This window comes from Robertmurraya beringensis (assembly GCF_042433785.1).
GTDB lineage: Bacteria > Bacillota > Bacilli > Bacillales > Cytobacillaceae > Robertmurraya_A > Robertmurraya_A beringensis.
This window is the reverse complement of the sequence record NZ_JBHLUU010000128.1, coordinates 75,289-90,812: the sequence shown is the minus strand read 5'-3', so window position 1 is coordinate 90,812 and position 15,524 is coordinate 75,289. Positions and strand designations below refer to the sequence as shown.

Annotated in this window: 18 protein-coding genes; 5 read left to right on the top strand and 13 right to left on the bottom strand. The window is 39.1% G+C overall.

Annotated features, from left to right (window positions below; genetic code table 11):
* Positions 1–74 precede the first annotated feature (74 nt).
* Entirely contained in the window at positions 75–1,076 is a 1,002-nt protein-coding gene (yutH, locus tag ACFFHF_RS24245; RefSeq protein ID WP_160546253.1) for a spore coat putative kinase YutH, read from the bottom strand.
* A gap of 194 nt (positions 1,077–1,270) precedes the next feature.
* On the opposite strand from yutH, the gene ACFFHF_RS24240 reads away from it, so the two are divergent.
* Entirely contained in the window at positions 1,271–1,771 is a 501-nt protein-coding gene (locus tag ACFFHF_RS24240) for a phosphatidylglycerophosphatase A family protein (RefSeq protein WP_119709804.1), read from the top strand.
* Between the two features lie 61 nt (positions 1,772–1,832).
* Here the strand turns inward: ACFFHF_RS24240 and nucF are convergent, their stop codons facing one another.
* The 3 genes from nucF to ACFFHF_RS24225 form a co-directional block, all read right to left on the bottom strand.
* Entirely contained in the window at positions 1,833–2,597 is a 765-nt protein-coding gene (gene nucF, locus ACFFHF_RS24235; RefSeq protein WP_160546254.1) for a 5' nucleotidase NucF, read from the bottom strand.
* Positions 2,598–2,685: 88 nt separating this feature from the next.
* On the bottom strand, positions 2,686–3,123 hold the full coding sequence (gene hepT, locus ACFFHF_RS24230; RefSeq protein WP_377059247.1) for a type VII toxin-antitoxin system HepT family RNase toxin: 438 nt from the start codon (positions 3,121–3,123) through the stop codon (positions 2,686–2,688).
* Positions 3,124–3,161: 38 nt separating this feature from the next.
* The gene (locus tag ACFFHF_RS24225) at positions 3,162–4,463 is read right to left on the bottom strand and encodes an EAL domain-containing protein (RefSeq protein ID WP_377059246.1); all 1,302 of its coding nucleotides are present in this window, start codon (positions 4,461–4,463) and stop codon (positions 3,162–3,164) included.
* A gap of 178 nt (positions 4,464–4,641) precedes the next feature.
* Between ACFFHF_RS24225 and ACFFHF_RS24220 the strand changes: the two genes are divergently transcribed.
* On the top strand, positions 4,642–4,908 hold the full coding sequence (locus ACFFHF_RS24220; protein WP_160546256.1) for a DUF3055 domain-containing protein: 267 nt from the start codon (positions 4,642–4,644) through the stop codon (positions 4,906–4,908).
* 54 nt (positions 4,909–4,962) lie between these two features.
* Positions 4,963–5,262 (top strand): cytosolic protein, encoded by a 300-nt coding sequence (locus ACFFHF_RS24215; protein ID WP_160546257.1) that lies wholly within the window; start codon positions 4,963–4,965, stop codon positions 5,260–5,262.
* A 10-nt stretch (positions 5,263–5,272) separates the two neighbouring features.
* Here ACFFHF_RS24215 and ACFFHF_RS24210 read toward each other — a convergent pair whose 3' ends face one another.
* Positions 5,273–5,572, bottom strand: coding sequence for a YutD family protein (locus tag ACFFHF_RS24210; protein ID WP_066055444.1), 300 nt, complete (start codon positions 5,570–5,572; stop codon positions 5,273–5,275).
* A gap of 109 nt (positions 5,573–5,681) precedes the next feature.
* Between ACFFHF_RS24210 and ACFFHF_RS24205 the strand changes: the two genes are divergently transcribed.
* A complete protein-coding gene (locus tag ACFFHF_RS24205) occupies positions 5,682–6,332 on the top strand; it encodes a YhcN/YlaJ family sporulation lipoprotein (protein ID WP_160546258.1) in 651 nt (216 codons plus the stop codon).
* Positions 6,333–6,382: 50 nt separating this feature from the next.
* On the opposite strand, the gene lipA is transcribed toward ACFFHF_RS24205, so the two are convergent.
* On the bottom strand, positions 6,383–7,300 hold the full coding sequence (gene lipA, locus ACFFHF_RS24200; protein WP_377059245.1) for a lipoyl synthase: 918 nt from the start codon (positions 7,298–7,300) through the stop codon (positions 6,383–6,385).
* A gap of 275 nt (positions 7,301–7,575) precedes the next feature.
* On the opposite strand from lipA, the gene ACFFHF_RS24195 reads away from it, so the two are divergent.
* Entirely contained in the window at positions 7,576–8,490 is a 915-nt protein-coding gene (locus ACFFHF_RS24195; protein ID WP_377059305.1) for a M23 family metallopeptidase, read from the top strand.
* A 57-nt stretch (positions 8,491–8,547) separates the two neighbouring features.
* Here ACFFHF_RS24195 and ACFFHF_RS24190 read toward each other — a convergent pair whose 3' ends face one another.
* The 7 genes from ACFFHF_RS24190 to ACFFHF_RS24160 form a co-directional block, all read right to left on the bottom strand.
* The gene (locus tag ACFFHF_RS24190; protein ID WP_160546260.1) at positions 8,548–8,652 is read right to left on the bottom strand and encodes a methionine/alanine import family NSS transporter small subunit; all 105 of its coding nucleotides are present in this window, start codon (positions 8,650–8,652) and stop codon (positions 8,548–8,550) included.
* Positions 8,652–10,169: a sodium-dependent transporter gene (locus ACFFHF_RS24185; protein WP_377059244.1), complete on the bottom strand. Its 1,518-nt coding sequence runs from the start codon at positions 10,167–10,169 to the stop codon at positions 8,652–8,654. Before ACFFHF_RS24185 ends, ACFFHF_RS24190 begins: the two co-directional genes overlap by 1 nt.
* A 332-nt stretch (positions 10,170–10,501) precedes the next feature.
* Complete coding sequence (yunB, locus tag ACFFHF_RS24180; RefSeq protein WP_340905281.1) at positions 10,502–11,242, bottom strand: sporulation protein YunB; 741 nt, start codon at positions 11,240–11,242, stop codon at positions 10,502–10,504.
* Between the two features lie 285 nt (positions 11,243–11,527).
* Positions 11,528–12,625: an HD-GYP domain-containing protein gene (locus ACFFHF_RS24175; protein WP_340905282.1), complete on the bottom strand. Its 1,098-nt coding sequence runs from the start codon at positions 12,623–12,625 to the stop codon at positions 11,528–11,530.
* Between the two features lie 227 nt (positions 12,626–12,852).
* Complete coding sequence (locus ACFFHF_RS24170; protein ID WP_340905284.1) at positions 12,853–13,155, bottom strand: YunC family protein; 303 nt, start codon at positions 13,153–13,155, stop codon at positions 12,853–12,855.
* Positions 13,156–13,225: 70 nt separating this feature from the next.
* The gene (locus tag ACFFHF_RS24165; RefSeq protein ID WP_340905285.1) at positions 13,226–14,590 is read right to left on the bottom strand and encodes a bifunctional metallophosphatase/5'-nucleotidase; all 1,365 of its coding nucleotides are present in this window, start codon (positions 14,588–14,590) and stop codon (positions 13,226–13,228) included.
* Between the two features lie 27 nt (positions 14,591–14,617).
* Positions 14,618–15,460 (bottom strand): DUF72 domain-containing protein, encoded by an 843-nt coding sequence (locus tag ACFFHF_RS24160; RefSeq protein WP_377059243.1) that lies wholly within the window; start codon positions 15,458–15,460, stop codon positions 14,618–14,620.
* Positions 15,461–15,524: the final 64 nt, after the last annotated feature.

Genomic DNA, 15,524 nt, shown 5'->3' with positions numbered 1-15,524 from the left:
GTAGGGATAATTTGTTTGCAAACGCTTCACCCTTTGTATTATTTGATTATTTCGAGAAATATATTTTTTCTATATTATAACCAATCCAACTTTGGTATCTTCATTCTACGGACTGGCACCTCGGCCAGTTGATAAAAGGACGATAAAAATTCTTCGTGCTCCTTTGTTTGATCCAGACTTTTGACGAACTGATCCTGAAGCCTATTTTTCTCCTGTTCTGAGCTGGTGATATAATAATTCTCAACATTATCAAAAAAATGAAGGGGGAATAGCAATCTAGCGTACAACAGTCTCCATGAGAAAGAGGATAGAGGCAACACGGTTTGATAATCCTGGAAGAACTGACTTACCTCTGGCTCATATAACTTAATATTGGCAAAATATCGTTCTCTTGTCCATTCAGCTAAATCCCGACTACAGTGGTCAAACACCCAATCAAATGGATTTTTCATATAGATTTGATTTCCCCATGTATGTTTTGTAAATCGAACATGACAGACTGTTCCACTATCAACTGCTTGTGGATCATCATCAAGCTCTGTATCAACTAAATATTGAATTGCATTTTCCGCAAGGCCCATATAATAAGGAAATGCTTCTAAAAACAATCGTTCAAATTCATGGTCTGGCTGCTTATAAAGCATTTCATTCCATACCCGTTCCATTTGATCTAACCGTTGTTCCCAGTACTGCTTCCATTTCCCGATCCGATTGATTTTGTTTGTTTGAAAATTTACTGTTCTTCCCCTGTAATGAAATTTAGACAGTTTGCGACCTATATGTTGCTGAATTCTATTTGTAGACATCTGACAAACAAGGACCACATACTTTCCCTGCTGACTTTCAATTACCGATTCTCCTGATTCTTTTTGCAAAAACTGACAAGTGCTCCGATCGCCTTGATTTATGACATGTGTAGAAAGCTGCATGAGCTCAGATAAATGATCCTCTGCCATGGAGCTTACAGGTACGAGCATATACATTTGGTTTTTTATTCTTCCGGACTCATAACGCCCTACCGAGAGTGGCTCTTCAATTTGGAGTTGAAAATGTTCATTTAATATTTCTGGAAGCATACGTTCACCCACTTTTGTTTGATTTACTACCTATGTATATGTTCATATTAAAGAAAACTTGTGTTTTGTTGTATAAGAGCGAACGAAGTGACAAATGCTTCAAAGGTAGACCGTGCACCCAAAGTTGGTTCCGTGCATAATTTTAATGATATAGTTATATATATAGTGAAAATGAGAGAGAAAAGGTGAAGCGAATGGCTGAAGAGAAGAAGATGAGTCTATCAGAAGAAACAGCACGTAAATGGCTACACGAGCGAGGCGTGGAAGTTCAAGACATTGCTGACCTTGTCTATTTTCTACAGGAAAAGTATCATCCTGATTTACAGATGAAAGACTGCATCGAAAATGTAGAACGAGTTCTTTCTAAAAGAGAAGTTCAAAATGCCATTTTAACCGGGATACAGTTAGACATTATGGCTGAAAAAAAATTGATGGAAGAGCCATTGCAGTCCATTATTGAGGTGGATGAAGGTCTTTATGGAGTTGACGAGGTTCTGGCTTTCTCGATCGTCAATGTGTACGGTTCCATCGGTTTTACGAATTACGGATACATTGATAAGTTAAAACCTGGGATACTAAAAGACCTCAATGACAAGTCTTCAGGAAAATGCCACACTTTCTTAGATGACATCGTTGGTGCAGTTGCCGCTGCTGCTTCTAGCCGGTTAGCACATCGTGCTCAGAATACGGAATGAGACCCGAAAAAGCTAGACAAAAGAAAGGGATGAACAAGTTTGTTCATCCCTTTCTTTTCACTTAAACTTCCCACTGATCCAACGAGTCAAGAACATAAGTTGGTTGCTTTTCGTACCCTTGTAGCAACTCCTTCGTCGTAACGCCTGTGTGAACCAATAATGTGTCCAGTCCTGCGTTCATTCCAGCGAGAATGTCCGTGTCATAATAGTCTCCTACCATGATGGTGTCTTCCTTTCCTGTCCCGAGAACCTCAAGCGCTTGTTCCATTATTATGGCCTCTGGCTTTCCAATAAAAATTGGTTTTGTTGCTGTTGAGACAGCAATCACCGATGTAAGTGATCCATTCCCTGGCAACAATCCACGCTCCGTTGGAATCGCAATATCTGCATTCGTTGAAATAAAGGTTGCTCCCGCTCGAACCGCTAAACAAGCAGTTGCAAGCTTCTCATATGTAATGTCACGGTCAATTCCACATACCACATAGTCAACATCTGTCTCAGCTTGCTGAAATCCCTTTTCAGCTAATGCGGTTTGAAGTCCCTCTTCTCCTATACAATACACGGTTGCGTCAGGTTTTTGCTTAGCAATATAGTTTGCCGTTGCCATGCTAGTTGTAAATACTTGATCATCGGTCGTTGGAATGCCGAAATCACGTAATTTGGTTGCTACTTGACTAGGTGTTCTTGAGGAATTGTTGGTTACAAATAAATACGGGATGTTTTGCTCCACTAACTGCTTTACGAAATCTGCTGCTTCTTGAATTAACTCAGTTCCTCTATACATTGTCCCGTCAAGGTCAATTAGGTAGCCTTTATATTTTTTCATCTTTTTCGCTCCTGTATCTTTTATTTTTTTATTATTCTGCACAAAACTGATAGAAAGCACAAAAAAGCCTCAACAACAGAGGCTTCACTTAGTTTTTAAATGCGGTGACTGGACCGAGTTCGTTTGTTAAGTACTGTCTCACAGATTCAGTAACAAGCTTAATCGATGGAAGGATCCGTGAAAAAGTATTCTTCACATCTTCATGATCAATCCTTGTATAATCCTGAACGAGTGTTTTGCGATATTGGACCATTACTTTCAAGTCCCGACTCATATCCGTCGAAATGACCAACTCGTCCTCAAGTATATCGATAATATCCTCATAACTACCCGGATCACGCATGATAAATCCATCGATCATCGCGTTGCCAACATCAAGGATCGATTCAATCATCATTTGTGTAAGGCGCTCAAGTGCAGCCTGTTCAAGAGCTGTATTCCACTCTTTCTTTCCCTCAAACTGCTGTATTTGCTTTTCTAAATATATTAGTCTTTCTTCAATTAATTCTCTATCAACAAAGTACACGTATCTTCAGCTCCTTTTCTAATCGAGCAAAAATCAGTTTATACAGATGCTAGTCCATGAATTAACGAAGCTGGTCTAGCAAATAAGTATCCTTGTGCTAAATCGACACGATTTCTGGATAAGACAGAGGCTTCCTCTTCGCTCTCGATTCCTTCAGCGACAACGAGGGATCCTGCTTCACGCGCAACAAGAAGAAGACCTTTGAGCATAGATTCTTTCAATGAGTTTTTGTCGATATCCTGAATGACGGAACGGTCAATTTTAATAATATCAGGCATAATTTCACTAATGGTGTTTAAGGATGCATAACCTGCACCCGTATCATCCACCGCAATGCGGAATCCTAAATTCCTTAGCTGGTTGATATTAATAATAAAGTATTCCATACCATCGATCGAATCTCTCTCTGTAATTTCAATCGTAATTTGAGTCGGCGAGATATTTTTATATTTCCCCATCAGCTTCTTTAGATCACGAATAAACTTTTGATTTCCCACTGTGATCGGGGTAAAGTTAATAAAAATATCATGGGTACAACCTGTATCATTAATTTGTTCCAGTGCTTTCTCTAGAACGATTAGCTCTAAGTCATATAACATTCCTGTTTGGCGTGCAACCGAAAATAGGTGTAATGGATTTTCATATTCCGTTCCCTTAGGCCCTCTTGTCAGCATCTCCCAGGCACGAATTTCCTTGGTGGCTACATCAAATATTGGTTGGGCAAGAAGTAAAATATTCTTTTGTGCGACAATTCTGCTCAAGCTATAAAGAAGCTCATTAAACTCTGACTGCACTCGCTTTTCCGCCATCGCCAACGCTTGCTGCCCAGCTTTTAAGATCGCTTCCTGAATGGAGTATTGCTTCTTTTCAACAAACATATATCCAGACTCGAATTGAATGAATAAGCATGGAAATTGGTCGCAAATCCTATTTTCTGTATTCCGTAAGACCTTCTTCATCACCTGATCGATTTCAGAAATACAGTGTTGTTCATGATCGACCTTAATAAATAAAGTAACTCCATCACTGTTGTAATCATGCAACAAAAGCAGATCATCATCCTCAATTTGCTCTTGAATAATCTGTTGAAAACTCATTTTCATTTCCTTAATAAAATCTATATATTGCATCTCACTTAACTGCTCATAAATATCTTTCATATTAGAGATGTTAAACACAATAACAGCCACTTCATGGCCTTGATTGAAGGATTTTTGTACCGCTTGAATAATCGGATCTCTTATGACGAATTGTGGAGGATACATTCGAATGGACCTTAAAGGCCAGACTACTTTTCTCCACTGTAATAAGTTGTTAAATGACTTCGTGGTCCATGCCATTTCGTTTCATTCCTCTCAGAAGTTCACGGTGAAAACTATTTCCATTGTAACATAAATTAGGAAGTGCGAGAGGCTTTTCCCATTCGATATTTCTCTTCAGGAGCAAGCATCTAGTATGGGCTTGTTTGTTCTGTTAAGATGATAGTAGGTGGGACATTGAGACATAGGGGTGACTAGGATGGGAGATCGTTTCTTTTTATACGATGAATTAGTAAATACAAAAACACGTTTTATAAGTTTTATGGGTGAAAACACTCGATTTGACTTGGCCATTATTCAATCAGATAGATATTATGGCAAACATATCGTTCTAGATATTCAAGGTAGTCGCTTTGCGATCATTGGTCCGGATGATTTAAAAGAAGAAGGATATTTAGAGTATGCTTTCCAGCTTTCAGAAGAAGATGCGGAAGAATTGCGTTCCTTTTTAATGGAATTGGTTTAAGATTTGAATTCTTTCCTTAACCTCTCACATACTAACGAGAGAGGGGGAAAGAGCATGAGTAATGAGAATTATACAGATTTTTCAAATGTAGAGGTGGGGAGAAGTTATATTCCTCCTCAACAAACACCTGAAGGTCCATATGGCTCTCCTTATAATGCAGACGAACCTTTACAAGGCAAACAGGAACTTGCAGAGGCAACGGAACAGCGTTCTTATAGTGCATTCAACTATGAAAATAAGACGCTCCACGAAGGGCTCCCTAGGCAAATGGACGGAGCACACCCAACACATGATGATCCAACAAGGGATACTCAAGCTCCTTATAAGAATGATCCATTCATGGACGAAAAATGACGTGTATCCGCTACACGTCATTTTTTATCGTATTGGTATTTTTTACACGCTTAGCTACAAAGTAAGGACACCCAAAGTTACAGTATTCATACAGATATTCTGTTAATGTACTGATTTTCGTGTCAAATGTTGCTTTATGATTGCTATCCTCAAAGAACCCTCGGAGACGGAGTTGACCGTAACCCCAATCACCCACGATATAATCATACTTCGTCAATATATCGCTGTAACGAGCCTTAAAGGCATCTTCATTAAATCCATTTGATCGTTCTTCTACAACTTCGTAACATATATTCCCGATACAGATCATTTGTCCACCTCACTCACTCATCTATTTTAAATTATAACTGATTCTCCATGAATTACTAAGAGGAAAAAAGAATTATCGTGGTCATTCTATAAAAGAGGGGGTGTAAATTTTGAAAAACTCAATGATAATCCTTGGAATTTGTGCAATGACCACTCTTACTGCTTGTCAAAATAATCTAGGGCGTGATGATTTTCAAAATGAGCGAAGCAATGCTCTAAGCGTGAATGACCCTACAGGGGATATATACAATCGAGACAAAGATGGTTCTGAGGATTTTGGCTATGTAAGACATAAAAAGGACGAAATGGCTCGTACACAGTCCCAAAATCACTATGCTGCCATTGATCGTGAAAAAGTGGCCGATATCATCGGAGAATATTGCACAGATGTTCCTAATGTAGACGATATCTCCACATTAGTAACTGATGAGGAAGTTCTCATAGTGTACCATACCGATTCTAGTGATCGCAATTTAACAGCTGACCAAGTAAAGCGAATGGCCATGTCCGTTGTGCCACGATGGTACCATGTGTATGTTAGTGATAATGAAGCTCTACGACCGAATGTAGAGAATTTTTCCAACCTTGGTCCAAAAAGTGCAAATACGGAAACGGGAATCAAACAGCTTATTAAACAAATGTTAGCTTCTCCTCAAGGAAAAAGCATGAGCACAGGTGAAAATGCGAATGGTGAAGCTCAGGGAGAGCTTAATGAAGACATGGACAAAGATGATATAAGCCAACAGATGGGGCGAAAATGAACCAATAAGAAAAAGAGGCTTACGAACTTCGTAATGCCTCTTTCTTTATATTATGCTTCTTTCGCTTCTTTTTCACCTAATAATTGCTTGTGCTTAGCAGCAGCATTTACCTGTTCGTCTGCATGGTAAGAAGAACGTACAAGGGGACCCGCTTCACAGTGGCTAAAGCCTTTGCTTAGAGCAATTTCCTTTAGTTCAGCAAATTCTTCAGGGCGGTAGTATTTTTCAACTTTTAAATGCTTTTTAGATGGCTGCAGGTACTGTCCAATGGTTAAAATATCTACGTTATTAGCTCGTAAATCATCCATAGCTTCAAGTAGGTCTTCCTTCGTTTCACCAAGACCAATCATAATAGAAGACTTTGTAGGAATATCCGGCTGCATTTCTTTCGCTCTTCTTAAGAACTCAAGTGAACGATCATACTTGGCTCGTGCTCTCACACGATCTGATAAACGTTTTACCGTTTCAATATTATGATTCAGGATGTCTGGACGTGCATCCATTAACATACGAAGATTCTCTTCTACTCCACCCATGTCTGATGGGAGCACTTCAATACTTGTGAACGGACTCTTTCTACGGATGGCACGAACGGTTTCTGCAAATACAGCTGCACCACCGTCTTTTAAATCGTCACGAGCTACAGCAGTAACAACCACATGCTTAAGGTTCATTAACACAACAGAATCAGCGACACGTTCTGGTTCTTGAAGGTCAAGTTCTGTCGGAAGACCCGTTTTAACCGCACAGAAACGGCAAGCACGAGTACAAATATCTCCTAGGATCATAAATGTAGCGGTACGTCTAACAGCCCAACATTCATGAATATTAGGGCATTTTGCTTCTTCACATACGGTATGAAGCTTTTTCTCTCTCATCATCTTCTTCAAGCCAGTATAATTTTCGTTCGTGTTTAATTTAATTTTCAACCACTCGGGTTTACGTAAATGTTCTTGGTTTTTGCTCAACTTTCCCACACCATCCTTATATGATAAGTGTTTTTTTACACTATGTAGCTATTTCAGACTACTCCTGAATCACTTTAACATAACGAAGATTATACGACAAGCAAGAGAGTTACTATTACCAGTAATTGATATATATTGTTTTAAATGTTTTAAGACAAACTAAAGCATGTTAATTCTTTTGAAGGAGGATCATCGTGCGGAAACTGCTAAAAGGAATCTTTATTTTTCATGTTATTATTGCTTTATTACCTTCTGTTCGACACGCACATGCTGAAATGGATCAACAGACCATTTATGCAAAGCGACTTGAGCTATATAAAGAAGTGGAAGCTGCTACCAATATTCCTTGGTACTATATGGCCGCTGTTGACCAATATGAAAGAAGTCTTAGGCAGTCTCGACGAGATTTGCCGAAAGCAGAGGGTCTAACTGGCATTTACTACAAACCAGAGGAATGGGTAGGAACGCTAAACCCAAATCTTGAAGATGAAAATCCGCTGTCGATTAAGTACTTTAACGGTTTTGGAGTAGACGGGAACGGAGATGGCAAGGCAAGTTTGAAAGATGACAAAGATGTTCTCTTTGCCTTTGCCAACTTCATCCTCTCTTACGGGACGGATCACGATAATATAAAAATTGGTCTTTGGGATTATTATAAACGGGACAAAACAGTAGGTATTATTATTGGAAAGTCCGAGATTTACAAAAAATATGGTCGACTAGATCTTGATAGTCATGCCTTTCCCGTACCACTTAGATCCGATTATAGTTATCGAAACACATGGGGAGACGCTCGTGGCTGGGGTGGACGACGCATGCATGAAGGAACAGATATTTTTGCCCATTATGGAGTTCCTGTTCGTGCAACCTCATATGGTATTGTCGAGATGAAAGGTTGGAACCGTTTTGGTGGCTGGCGAATTGGGATACGTGATATTAACAATAACTATCATTATTTTGCCCATTTAAGTGGGTTTAGTAAGGACTTAAAGGTTGGACAAATCGTTGAACCAGGAATGATCATTGGAGGAGTCGGAAGTTCTGGTTATGGACCTCCAGGTACGTCAGGTAAGTTCCCGCCACATCTTCATTATGGAATGTATCGTGATAATGGATATACAGAATGGAGCTATGATCCTTTTCCACATTTAAAACTTTGGGAACGCCAAGAACGCGCTCGACGGAAATAACATAAAAAGAGGACTAACGGTTCGAACCGGTTAGTCCTCTTTTATTATTACTTTCGATTAAGCATTTTTAGATTTTTTATAAGCATTAGCAATACTAGCTGCTAATCCACCCCATAGAATAACCATACCAACAACCATCATAACAATCGCACTTGTTGACATTATTTTGAAACCCCCTTGTTATCTGCTGAAGGTAAGTCTAATGACCCTTTTTGCCACTTGAATGCAGCGAATACAAATCCAACTACAATCGCAGCTAGTGCAACTCCCCAGCCTGTGTATAATAGGAAGCTTGTAGGATATCCTTCGTAGTTTTCTTTTAAGTTATTGATGAAGTTTTGAATCATCATATATCCTAAGACAAATGGTGTAATAACTCCTAAGCAGATTTTCCACCAAGCACCTAAAAGCATATCGGACATGCTATCAGCGTGCTGTTGAAGAACCTTCATTTCACGTAGTACCCAAGCAACTATTACTACCTCAGCAAATCCAGCCACTACAATACCAAATTGGTTGATGAAATAGTCAGCAGCATCAAGGAAGTATAATCCACCTTGAGTAGCAAATAAAATCGAAATAACTGCAGAAATTCCTCCACCAATCGCTACCGCTTTGTTACGAGACACTTTAAATTTGTCTTGAATACCGGCTACATATGTTTCAATGATTGAAATTAATGATGTTAACCCTGCTAACACTAAACATATGAAGAAAATTGATCCTAATAAACCATTAAATGCAGGGAATTCACTAATGATTTGCGGGAAAACAACGAAAGCTAACCCTACTCCACCAGTAACTACCTCACTAACACCCACACCTTGCTGCTGGGCCATAAAACCAAGTGCAGCAAATACTCCAATACCTGCTAATAATTCAAAACCAGAGTTAGCAAAAGCTGTGATAAATGCATTGTTTGTTAAATCTGTCTTCTTTGGTAGATAACTAGAATACGTAACCATGATCGCAAAACCAATAGATAAGCTGAAGAAGATTTGACCGTATGCAGCAACCCAAACCTTAGGTTCTGCAATTAAGCTCCAGTTCGGTTTGAAGAATGCATCCAAACCTTGAGCCGCACCATCTAATGTTACAGCGCGAACGACGATTACAAGGAATAAAATAACAAGTGCCGGAATAAAGATCTTGTTCGCTGCTTCAATACCCTTTTTAACACCTTTGAAAAGAACACCGAGTGCAATTACCCAAACAAGTACTAATGGAATAAAAACGCTAGGAACGATGCTTCCAACTTGACCTGGTGCTTCAACAAGCTTTAAATAGTCTCCGAATAGGAAAGCTCCTGGATCCTTGCCCCATTTTTCTCCGAAAGAGAAGTAAGCGAATGACATGGCCCAAGCGATAATAACAGCATAATATGTTGAGATAACAAATGAAATCGCAACTTGCCACCAGCCAAGCCATTCAGTTTTTTTGTTCAGACGAGCGAATGTCAACGGAGCTGATCCGCGATATTTATGACCTAGTGTAAATTCAAGAACGAGAAGCGGAATACCAGCAGTTAAGATAGCGAATAAGTACGGTAAAAAGAATGCTCCTCCTCCATTTTCATATGCTACTGCGGGAAAACGCCAGATGTTTCCTAGTCCTACAGCTGATCCAACTGCTGCCATGATAAAACCTGCACGAGTCCCCCATTGTGGACGATTATCCATAGTAAAAATGACCTCCTACTGTGTCCCAGCCTTATTTCCTTATTTTAGTAAATAATTGGAACTTTTTATATTTTCTGATTATTTAATTTAATCTAAAGTTAGTATAGCTACTTTTTGTCCGTCTGTCAAAACATTATTTTCAGAATAATAATAAATTTTATCACGTTAATATAGTAGAAGATGTGATAAATGCGAAAAAACTAACATTTCAGAATATTATTCTCGCATATTGATTCCTCCTCCTCTCTCCCTTTCATCCACCCTCACTTCCTATTTTTCTTTAGAAAAAAAGCCAGAAGAAAACAGATATCCTCTGACTTTTCACTCACTGATTAGTTGTCTATAGGTAGCTCAATAGATGCACCAGAATCCCCGCCGCCACCGTTATAAAACTGTGGAACTTCACCTTTTATTAAACCAGTCGCAACCGGAACATCCTCTCTAACGGTAATAATTTCCGTAGCAAATGGAATGATGATCTGTACTTTCACTTCTACTTGAACATGAATTTCCACCCAAGTATTATTAATTCCCATTTCTTCTTTTACTGTCCTAAAGGTGGAGGTTACTGAACCAATGGAGTTAAATTTTATTGGTATTTTTGGTCCTAAGTTACCTAATAGGGCATTGTTGGTAGCCTGCCCCAATGGAACATAATAAACAATACCGTTTTCCTTTTTATCCGTATTGATCTCAATATCGGTGAAGGATTCAAGCTCTGAAAGGTCTCCTTTTTCAGCCTTTTTAATATTGTCCTGTACCAACTCAGTTACTTCTGCTTTTACACGGTTTAGATGTTCTGCGTTTAGAAACACCACATCACCATTACCGGTTTCTTCGAATTTTATATCCATAACGTTTGTTATTTTTTTACTTACTGCGTTATTTATGACGAGTGAAGCAATTTTTCGAGTTTGTGAATTTGCATAGCTAACAAGTGTAGGCTTTAGCCCCTCATTTATTATCCAAAGACCAGCTGCTGTTGAGAAGATGAAAAACACAAAGGTAAGTAAAAATACATATCTGAACGGCAATGGACCTCTCCGCGGCAGACGACCGCGAAATTTACGCAAGACAAATCCCCCCTTTACAAGCTATATGTATGCTATAAAGGGGGGAACTAGCGCAAAAATATGAATTTTTTTATCTTTAGACTCTTTTCTAAAACATTGTTGCTATATACACAGTTTTTCGGAAATAAACTATATGTTTCAACAGGTATTCAGGATATTATCATCCTTAGAAAAGAGCTACTCTCAAAATAGACCAATAAACCCAGTGTTATACGGGGAAAAATCCGGCTTCTGGGATTTTTCCAAAACAACAAACTTTACGAAAACAGCCTATCTTTTGTCCAGTTACACGTTTTTTGGAAAGGTCGTGTCACATTCAACAATCATTGTGGACAAACTTACACTCAGGTCTAATTCATAGGGATCCGTGTCTTTGCCATTTTCTTCAATAATCCTTACAATCGGTCGGTCGCTGACTCCCATGTTTTGTTTAGACACAACGCCTTTTCGACCATCATCAAGTATGACCGTAATCCCAACAGGGTATATAGCTACTCCCTTACGAAATGCCTCTATTATTTTTGGATCAAAAAGAGTTCCTGAGCCGGCAAATAATATTTCCAGACCATGATGGGGCAGCATAGCATCCCGATACACTCGATTGGAGGTGACCGCATCAAACACATCAGCTACCGCAATAATTTTCGCAAGCTGATGTATATCTTCACCTTCGATACCGCGTGGATAGCCAGTCCCATTTAGCCGTTCATGGTGCTGATACGCACAATGAGCAACAATAAGTGACATCGCTGGAACATTACGAAGCATTTGGAATCCTTCTTCAGGATGCCTTTTAATTTCATCGTATTCTTGATCTGTTAATTTACCAGGTTTCTGTAGAATGTCAAATGGTACTTTCATTTTCCCCACATCGTGAAGTATGGCTCCCATCCCTAGTATTTCAAGTTCTTTTGGAGTAAGTTTCAATTTCATCCCGATCGCAAGAGAATACATCGTCACATGTAAGGAGTGAGTAAAGATATAGTTATCATATGTATAAACGTCAGCTAACATGGTTAGCAAATTTTCGTTATTTTTCAACTCAAATAAAAGCTGTCTTATCAGATCTTTAAATCTTTTGGACGCTTTTTCAATAACAAATGACGTATCAAATTTACTATCATTCTGAAGCTCTTGGAAGGTCGTTTCAATCGTTTGTACAGCCTTTCTTCGAACCGAATCCGGCAGAACCTCGATATACTCAATCCCTTCTGTTACAGAATCTTTTATATATATGTAAGTAATGCCAAGCAAAAGTAATCGCCTAAGCATTTTTTCGTTTAACTCTACTCCCTCGCTTAGTAAAATCTGTCCCTTATCATTTCTAACCGTTTTTCCTAGTATTGTTCCAGATTCTACATTAGCGGTAGCTACTAGTCTCATTATAGTTCTCCTGTATTCGTCTGACTGAGATTATTCAACAAGTTCTGACAAAATCCTACTTTATCTTCTAAGATAACTCTATTATCGACTTAATTTCAACATACTTTAGTACCTAATTGAAAAAATAAATAGGTCAAATGACTTTATTTGCTTACAAATAAGAACAAACCCTTTCCTATTCCCACTATTCCTAGTGAAAATAAAAAAGGCGCCTATTCAGCACCTTTTTAAATCATTTTTAACATCGCATCTTTTCCAAGCATACCCTTTGTAATCCCTAAATTTTCTGCTTCATACGTAACGGATTCTAAAGGTGCCTCTAAAAGTTGCTCAATGGTTTTAACACCAACGGCTCTACCGGCAATGACTTTTCTATCCTTTAGCTTTTCATTGAGAAGTGCCACATCAAGAGCACCACACATGATGTATCCTTTATCATTACTCACGACGAGCAAATTTGTTTTTGGGAGTTTTACTGATACACTTAAAAAAGTGTGACCATTGATTTCAATTGGTGAAAGCTCAATCACTTGCTACACTCTCCTTTCTTCCTTATCAACTTATGTAGTAGGAAGAAAAATGTGAGTTTCATTTGCCTAGCTATTGCAAGTTTTGGAGCTTCCAGCGTAATAAATCACGCATAAACTCTGGGAAGAAGTATACTTTATACTCCGCTCTTCTAATTTCAGGAAACAACTGTCCAAAAGTAAACATGTCTGGTATCGCTACTTTATAGCGTGCTTCTCTTTCAATTTGCTTACCATTAATATAGAAAGAGAGTCCATTTTTCCCATGCTTCACCTCAACACCCTCAAAGATCATTTGCCCCATGAACGTGCCACGAAAGCCTAGCCCCTTGATCATCATATTTCTCCACTTCTCTTCTAATGCCAGCCTGATAACTTCTTGATATTCAGCTCCTGAGAGGTCAACCACCGTAGGATTTATGGGATGCGGACAAATCGATAATAAATCATATTCCGTAACTGTTTCATTCGGTAAATCCCTTAGTATTAACCCTTCGTTTAAGAAGGCACTATCTACGTTACACCAGCTGCGAAGAGTTTCACAAAGAAGGCGAGCTAGCACCTCCCTTGAGCGATAAGGTTCTCCTATTCTAGCAACCTCGGTAAGTAGCAATGCCTTTCCTTCCTCATACAGCTGATTCTCCTCTTCCTTTTCACCTTCAACATATGGTAGTTGATTGGAATCATACGCTATGGCTCGCTTTTTCCTCACGTGAAGTGTTTCACTATCAATCGTCAGTGTGATATGGCCAACAAACATCCCATACTTTCCTGCTGCCCCAAGAATGACCCCATTTATTTCTTTTCCTTCATGAAACACATGATGAGTGTGCGCCCCTAAAATCACATCTATTTCCGGAAATTGTTCAGCAATGGCTTCATCATCATGTATGCCTAGGTGAGAGAGCAGAATGATCATGTCTGCTTTTTCTTTTATTTCTGCTAACTGGTGCTTCAATTCTTCCAATGGCTCGGATAATGTCCAGCCAAGCTGTTTATAAAAATGTGAGAAATAGGCGGTCAAACCGATAACAGCCACACGTGCTTTATTTTTCAACTCATATATTTGGTATGGTTTTACCCACTGAGGACGTGTGCCATTAGCCGTAAAGAAATTTGCTACAACCACATCAAATCTTCTTCTTTGATAGAGAGTGTCTAAGTCTTCGAAGGAGAGAGTAATTCCTTCGTTATTTCCAATCGTTACCGCCGTGTATCCCACTTCATTTAATAACTCGGTGTTCCGTTTTCCTCGTGTAGCATCTGTCAGAGGATGCCAACGGTCCATATGGTCACCTATGTCAAAAAGAAGAACTTCTTCATTTGCACTTTGATGAAGGTATTTCCTTCTCTGTAAGAACGAGCTGATTCTGGTCCAGTGCTCAAAATGACTATGTAGGTCATTTGTGTGATAAATATGAATATCTTCTAAGGTCATACTGTTTCTCCCCTCATCACCAAAATGCTAAAACAAATCAAGCTGGCGAGGAGCTAAGTTTTCATACTCGATTCCAAGAAGATCAATCAAATCAAGTGCGTTATCTGCGGCATCTCCACCAGAATTATTATTAAATACAATATATAGATGTTCCGTTTCTTTTTCTAGCTTTTTTATATGCTCTACCCATTGTCGCAATTCCTTCTGATTATATCGATACAAGTATCTGACTTCCCGCCAATTTTCTGTACGTTTTTGCCATCCATGTACGTTTCTTCCATGAAAACGAATCAACACACTCTTTTTTCCCAATGATTCAAGTACAATAGGGACAGAGCCCTCTCCTGATTGCGGTTCATCGCAAATGCTATGTATCCATTCTTCTTTGTTCATAAATTGAATCGTACGATCATAAAAGGAAGAACGGAACCACGACTGATGACGAAATTCGAGAGCGCACGGGATATCACCCATCTGTTTCTTGCACCAACGCAAGTATTCCACATGTTCCCTTTTACAATCAAACCAGGGCGGAAACTGAAACAAGACCATAGCTAATTTATTGCTCACTATGTATGGTGTAAGAGAATCCCTAAACGCTTGAAACATATGCTCTTTGGTTTCAAAAGGGATGTCTCCTCTCGAATGCCCCGTCATCCCTTGATATGCTTTTACAATAAATTGAAAGGAAGGTGGGGTGTCCTCGACCCATCTTTGCGCATTTTTTATAGGCTGTATCGCATAAAAGGAGGAATCGACTTCGACAGTTGGAAAAAAGCCGGCATACTCTTTTAACTTATTTCTGGGTGAGGTATGTGGACCGTACAATCGATCCTGGTCGCCCCAACCAGTCACTCCAATATAGATCAATTCCACCCCTCCAAGTATGTGTCATCATCATATCATATGTATGAAAAAACGCTCACCTTCTAAG

Coding starts and splice junctions, on each gene's coding strand:
- yutH (WP_160546253.1), bottom strand. CDS start 1,076: ATGCTTCCAGAAATATTAAATGAACATTTTCAACTCCAAATTGAAGAG.
- ACFFHF_RS24240 (WP_119709804.1), top strand. CDS start 1,271: ATGGCTGAAGAGAAGAAGATGAGTCTATCAGAAGAAACAGCACGTAAA.
- nucF (WP_160546254.1), bottom strand. CDS start 2,597: ATGAAAAAATATAAAGGCTACCTAATTGACCTTGACGGGACAATGTAT.
- ACFFHF_RS24225 (WP_377059246.1), bottom strand. CDS start 4,463: ATGGCATGGACCACGAAGTCATTTAACAACTTATTACAGTGGAGAAAA.
- ACFFHF_RS24220 (WP_160546256.1), top strand. CDS start 4,642: ATGGGAGATCGTTTCTTTTTATACGATGAATTAGTAAATACAAAAACA.
- ACFFHF_RS24215 (WP_160546257.1), top strand. CDS start 4,963: ATGAGTAATGAGAATTATACAGATTTTTCAAATGTAGAGGTGGGGAGA.
- ACFFHF_RS24210 (WP_066055444.1), bottom strand. CDS start 5,572: ATGATCTGTATCGGGAATATATGTTACGAAGTTGTAGAAGAACGATCA.
- ACFFHF_RS24195 (WP_377059305.1), top strand. CDS start 7,576: ATGGATCAACAGACCATTTATGCAAAGCGACTTGAGCTATATAAAGAA.
- ACFFHF_RS24190 (WP_160546260.1), bottom strand. CDS start 8,652: ATGTCAACAAGTGCGATTGTTATGATGGTTGTTGGTATGGTTATTCTA.
- ACFFHF_RS24185 (WP_377059244.1), bottom strand. CDS start 10,169: ATGGATAATCGTCCACAATGGGGGACTCGTGCAGGTTTTATCATGGCA.
- ACFFHF_RS24175 (WP_340905282.1), bottom strand. CDS start 12,625: ATGAGACTAGTAGCTACCGCTAATGTAGAATCTGGAACAATACTAGGA.
- ACFFHF_RS24165 (WP_340905285.1), bottom strand. CDS start 14,590: ATGACCTTAGAAGATATTCATATTTATCACACAAATGACCTACATAGT.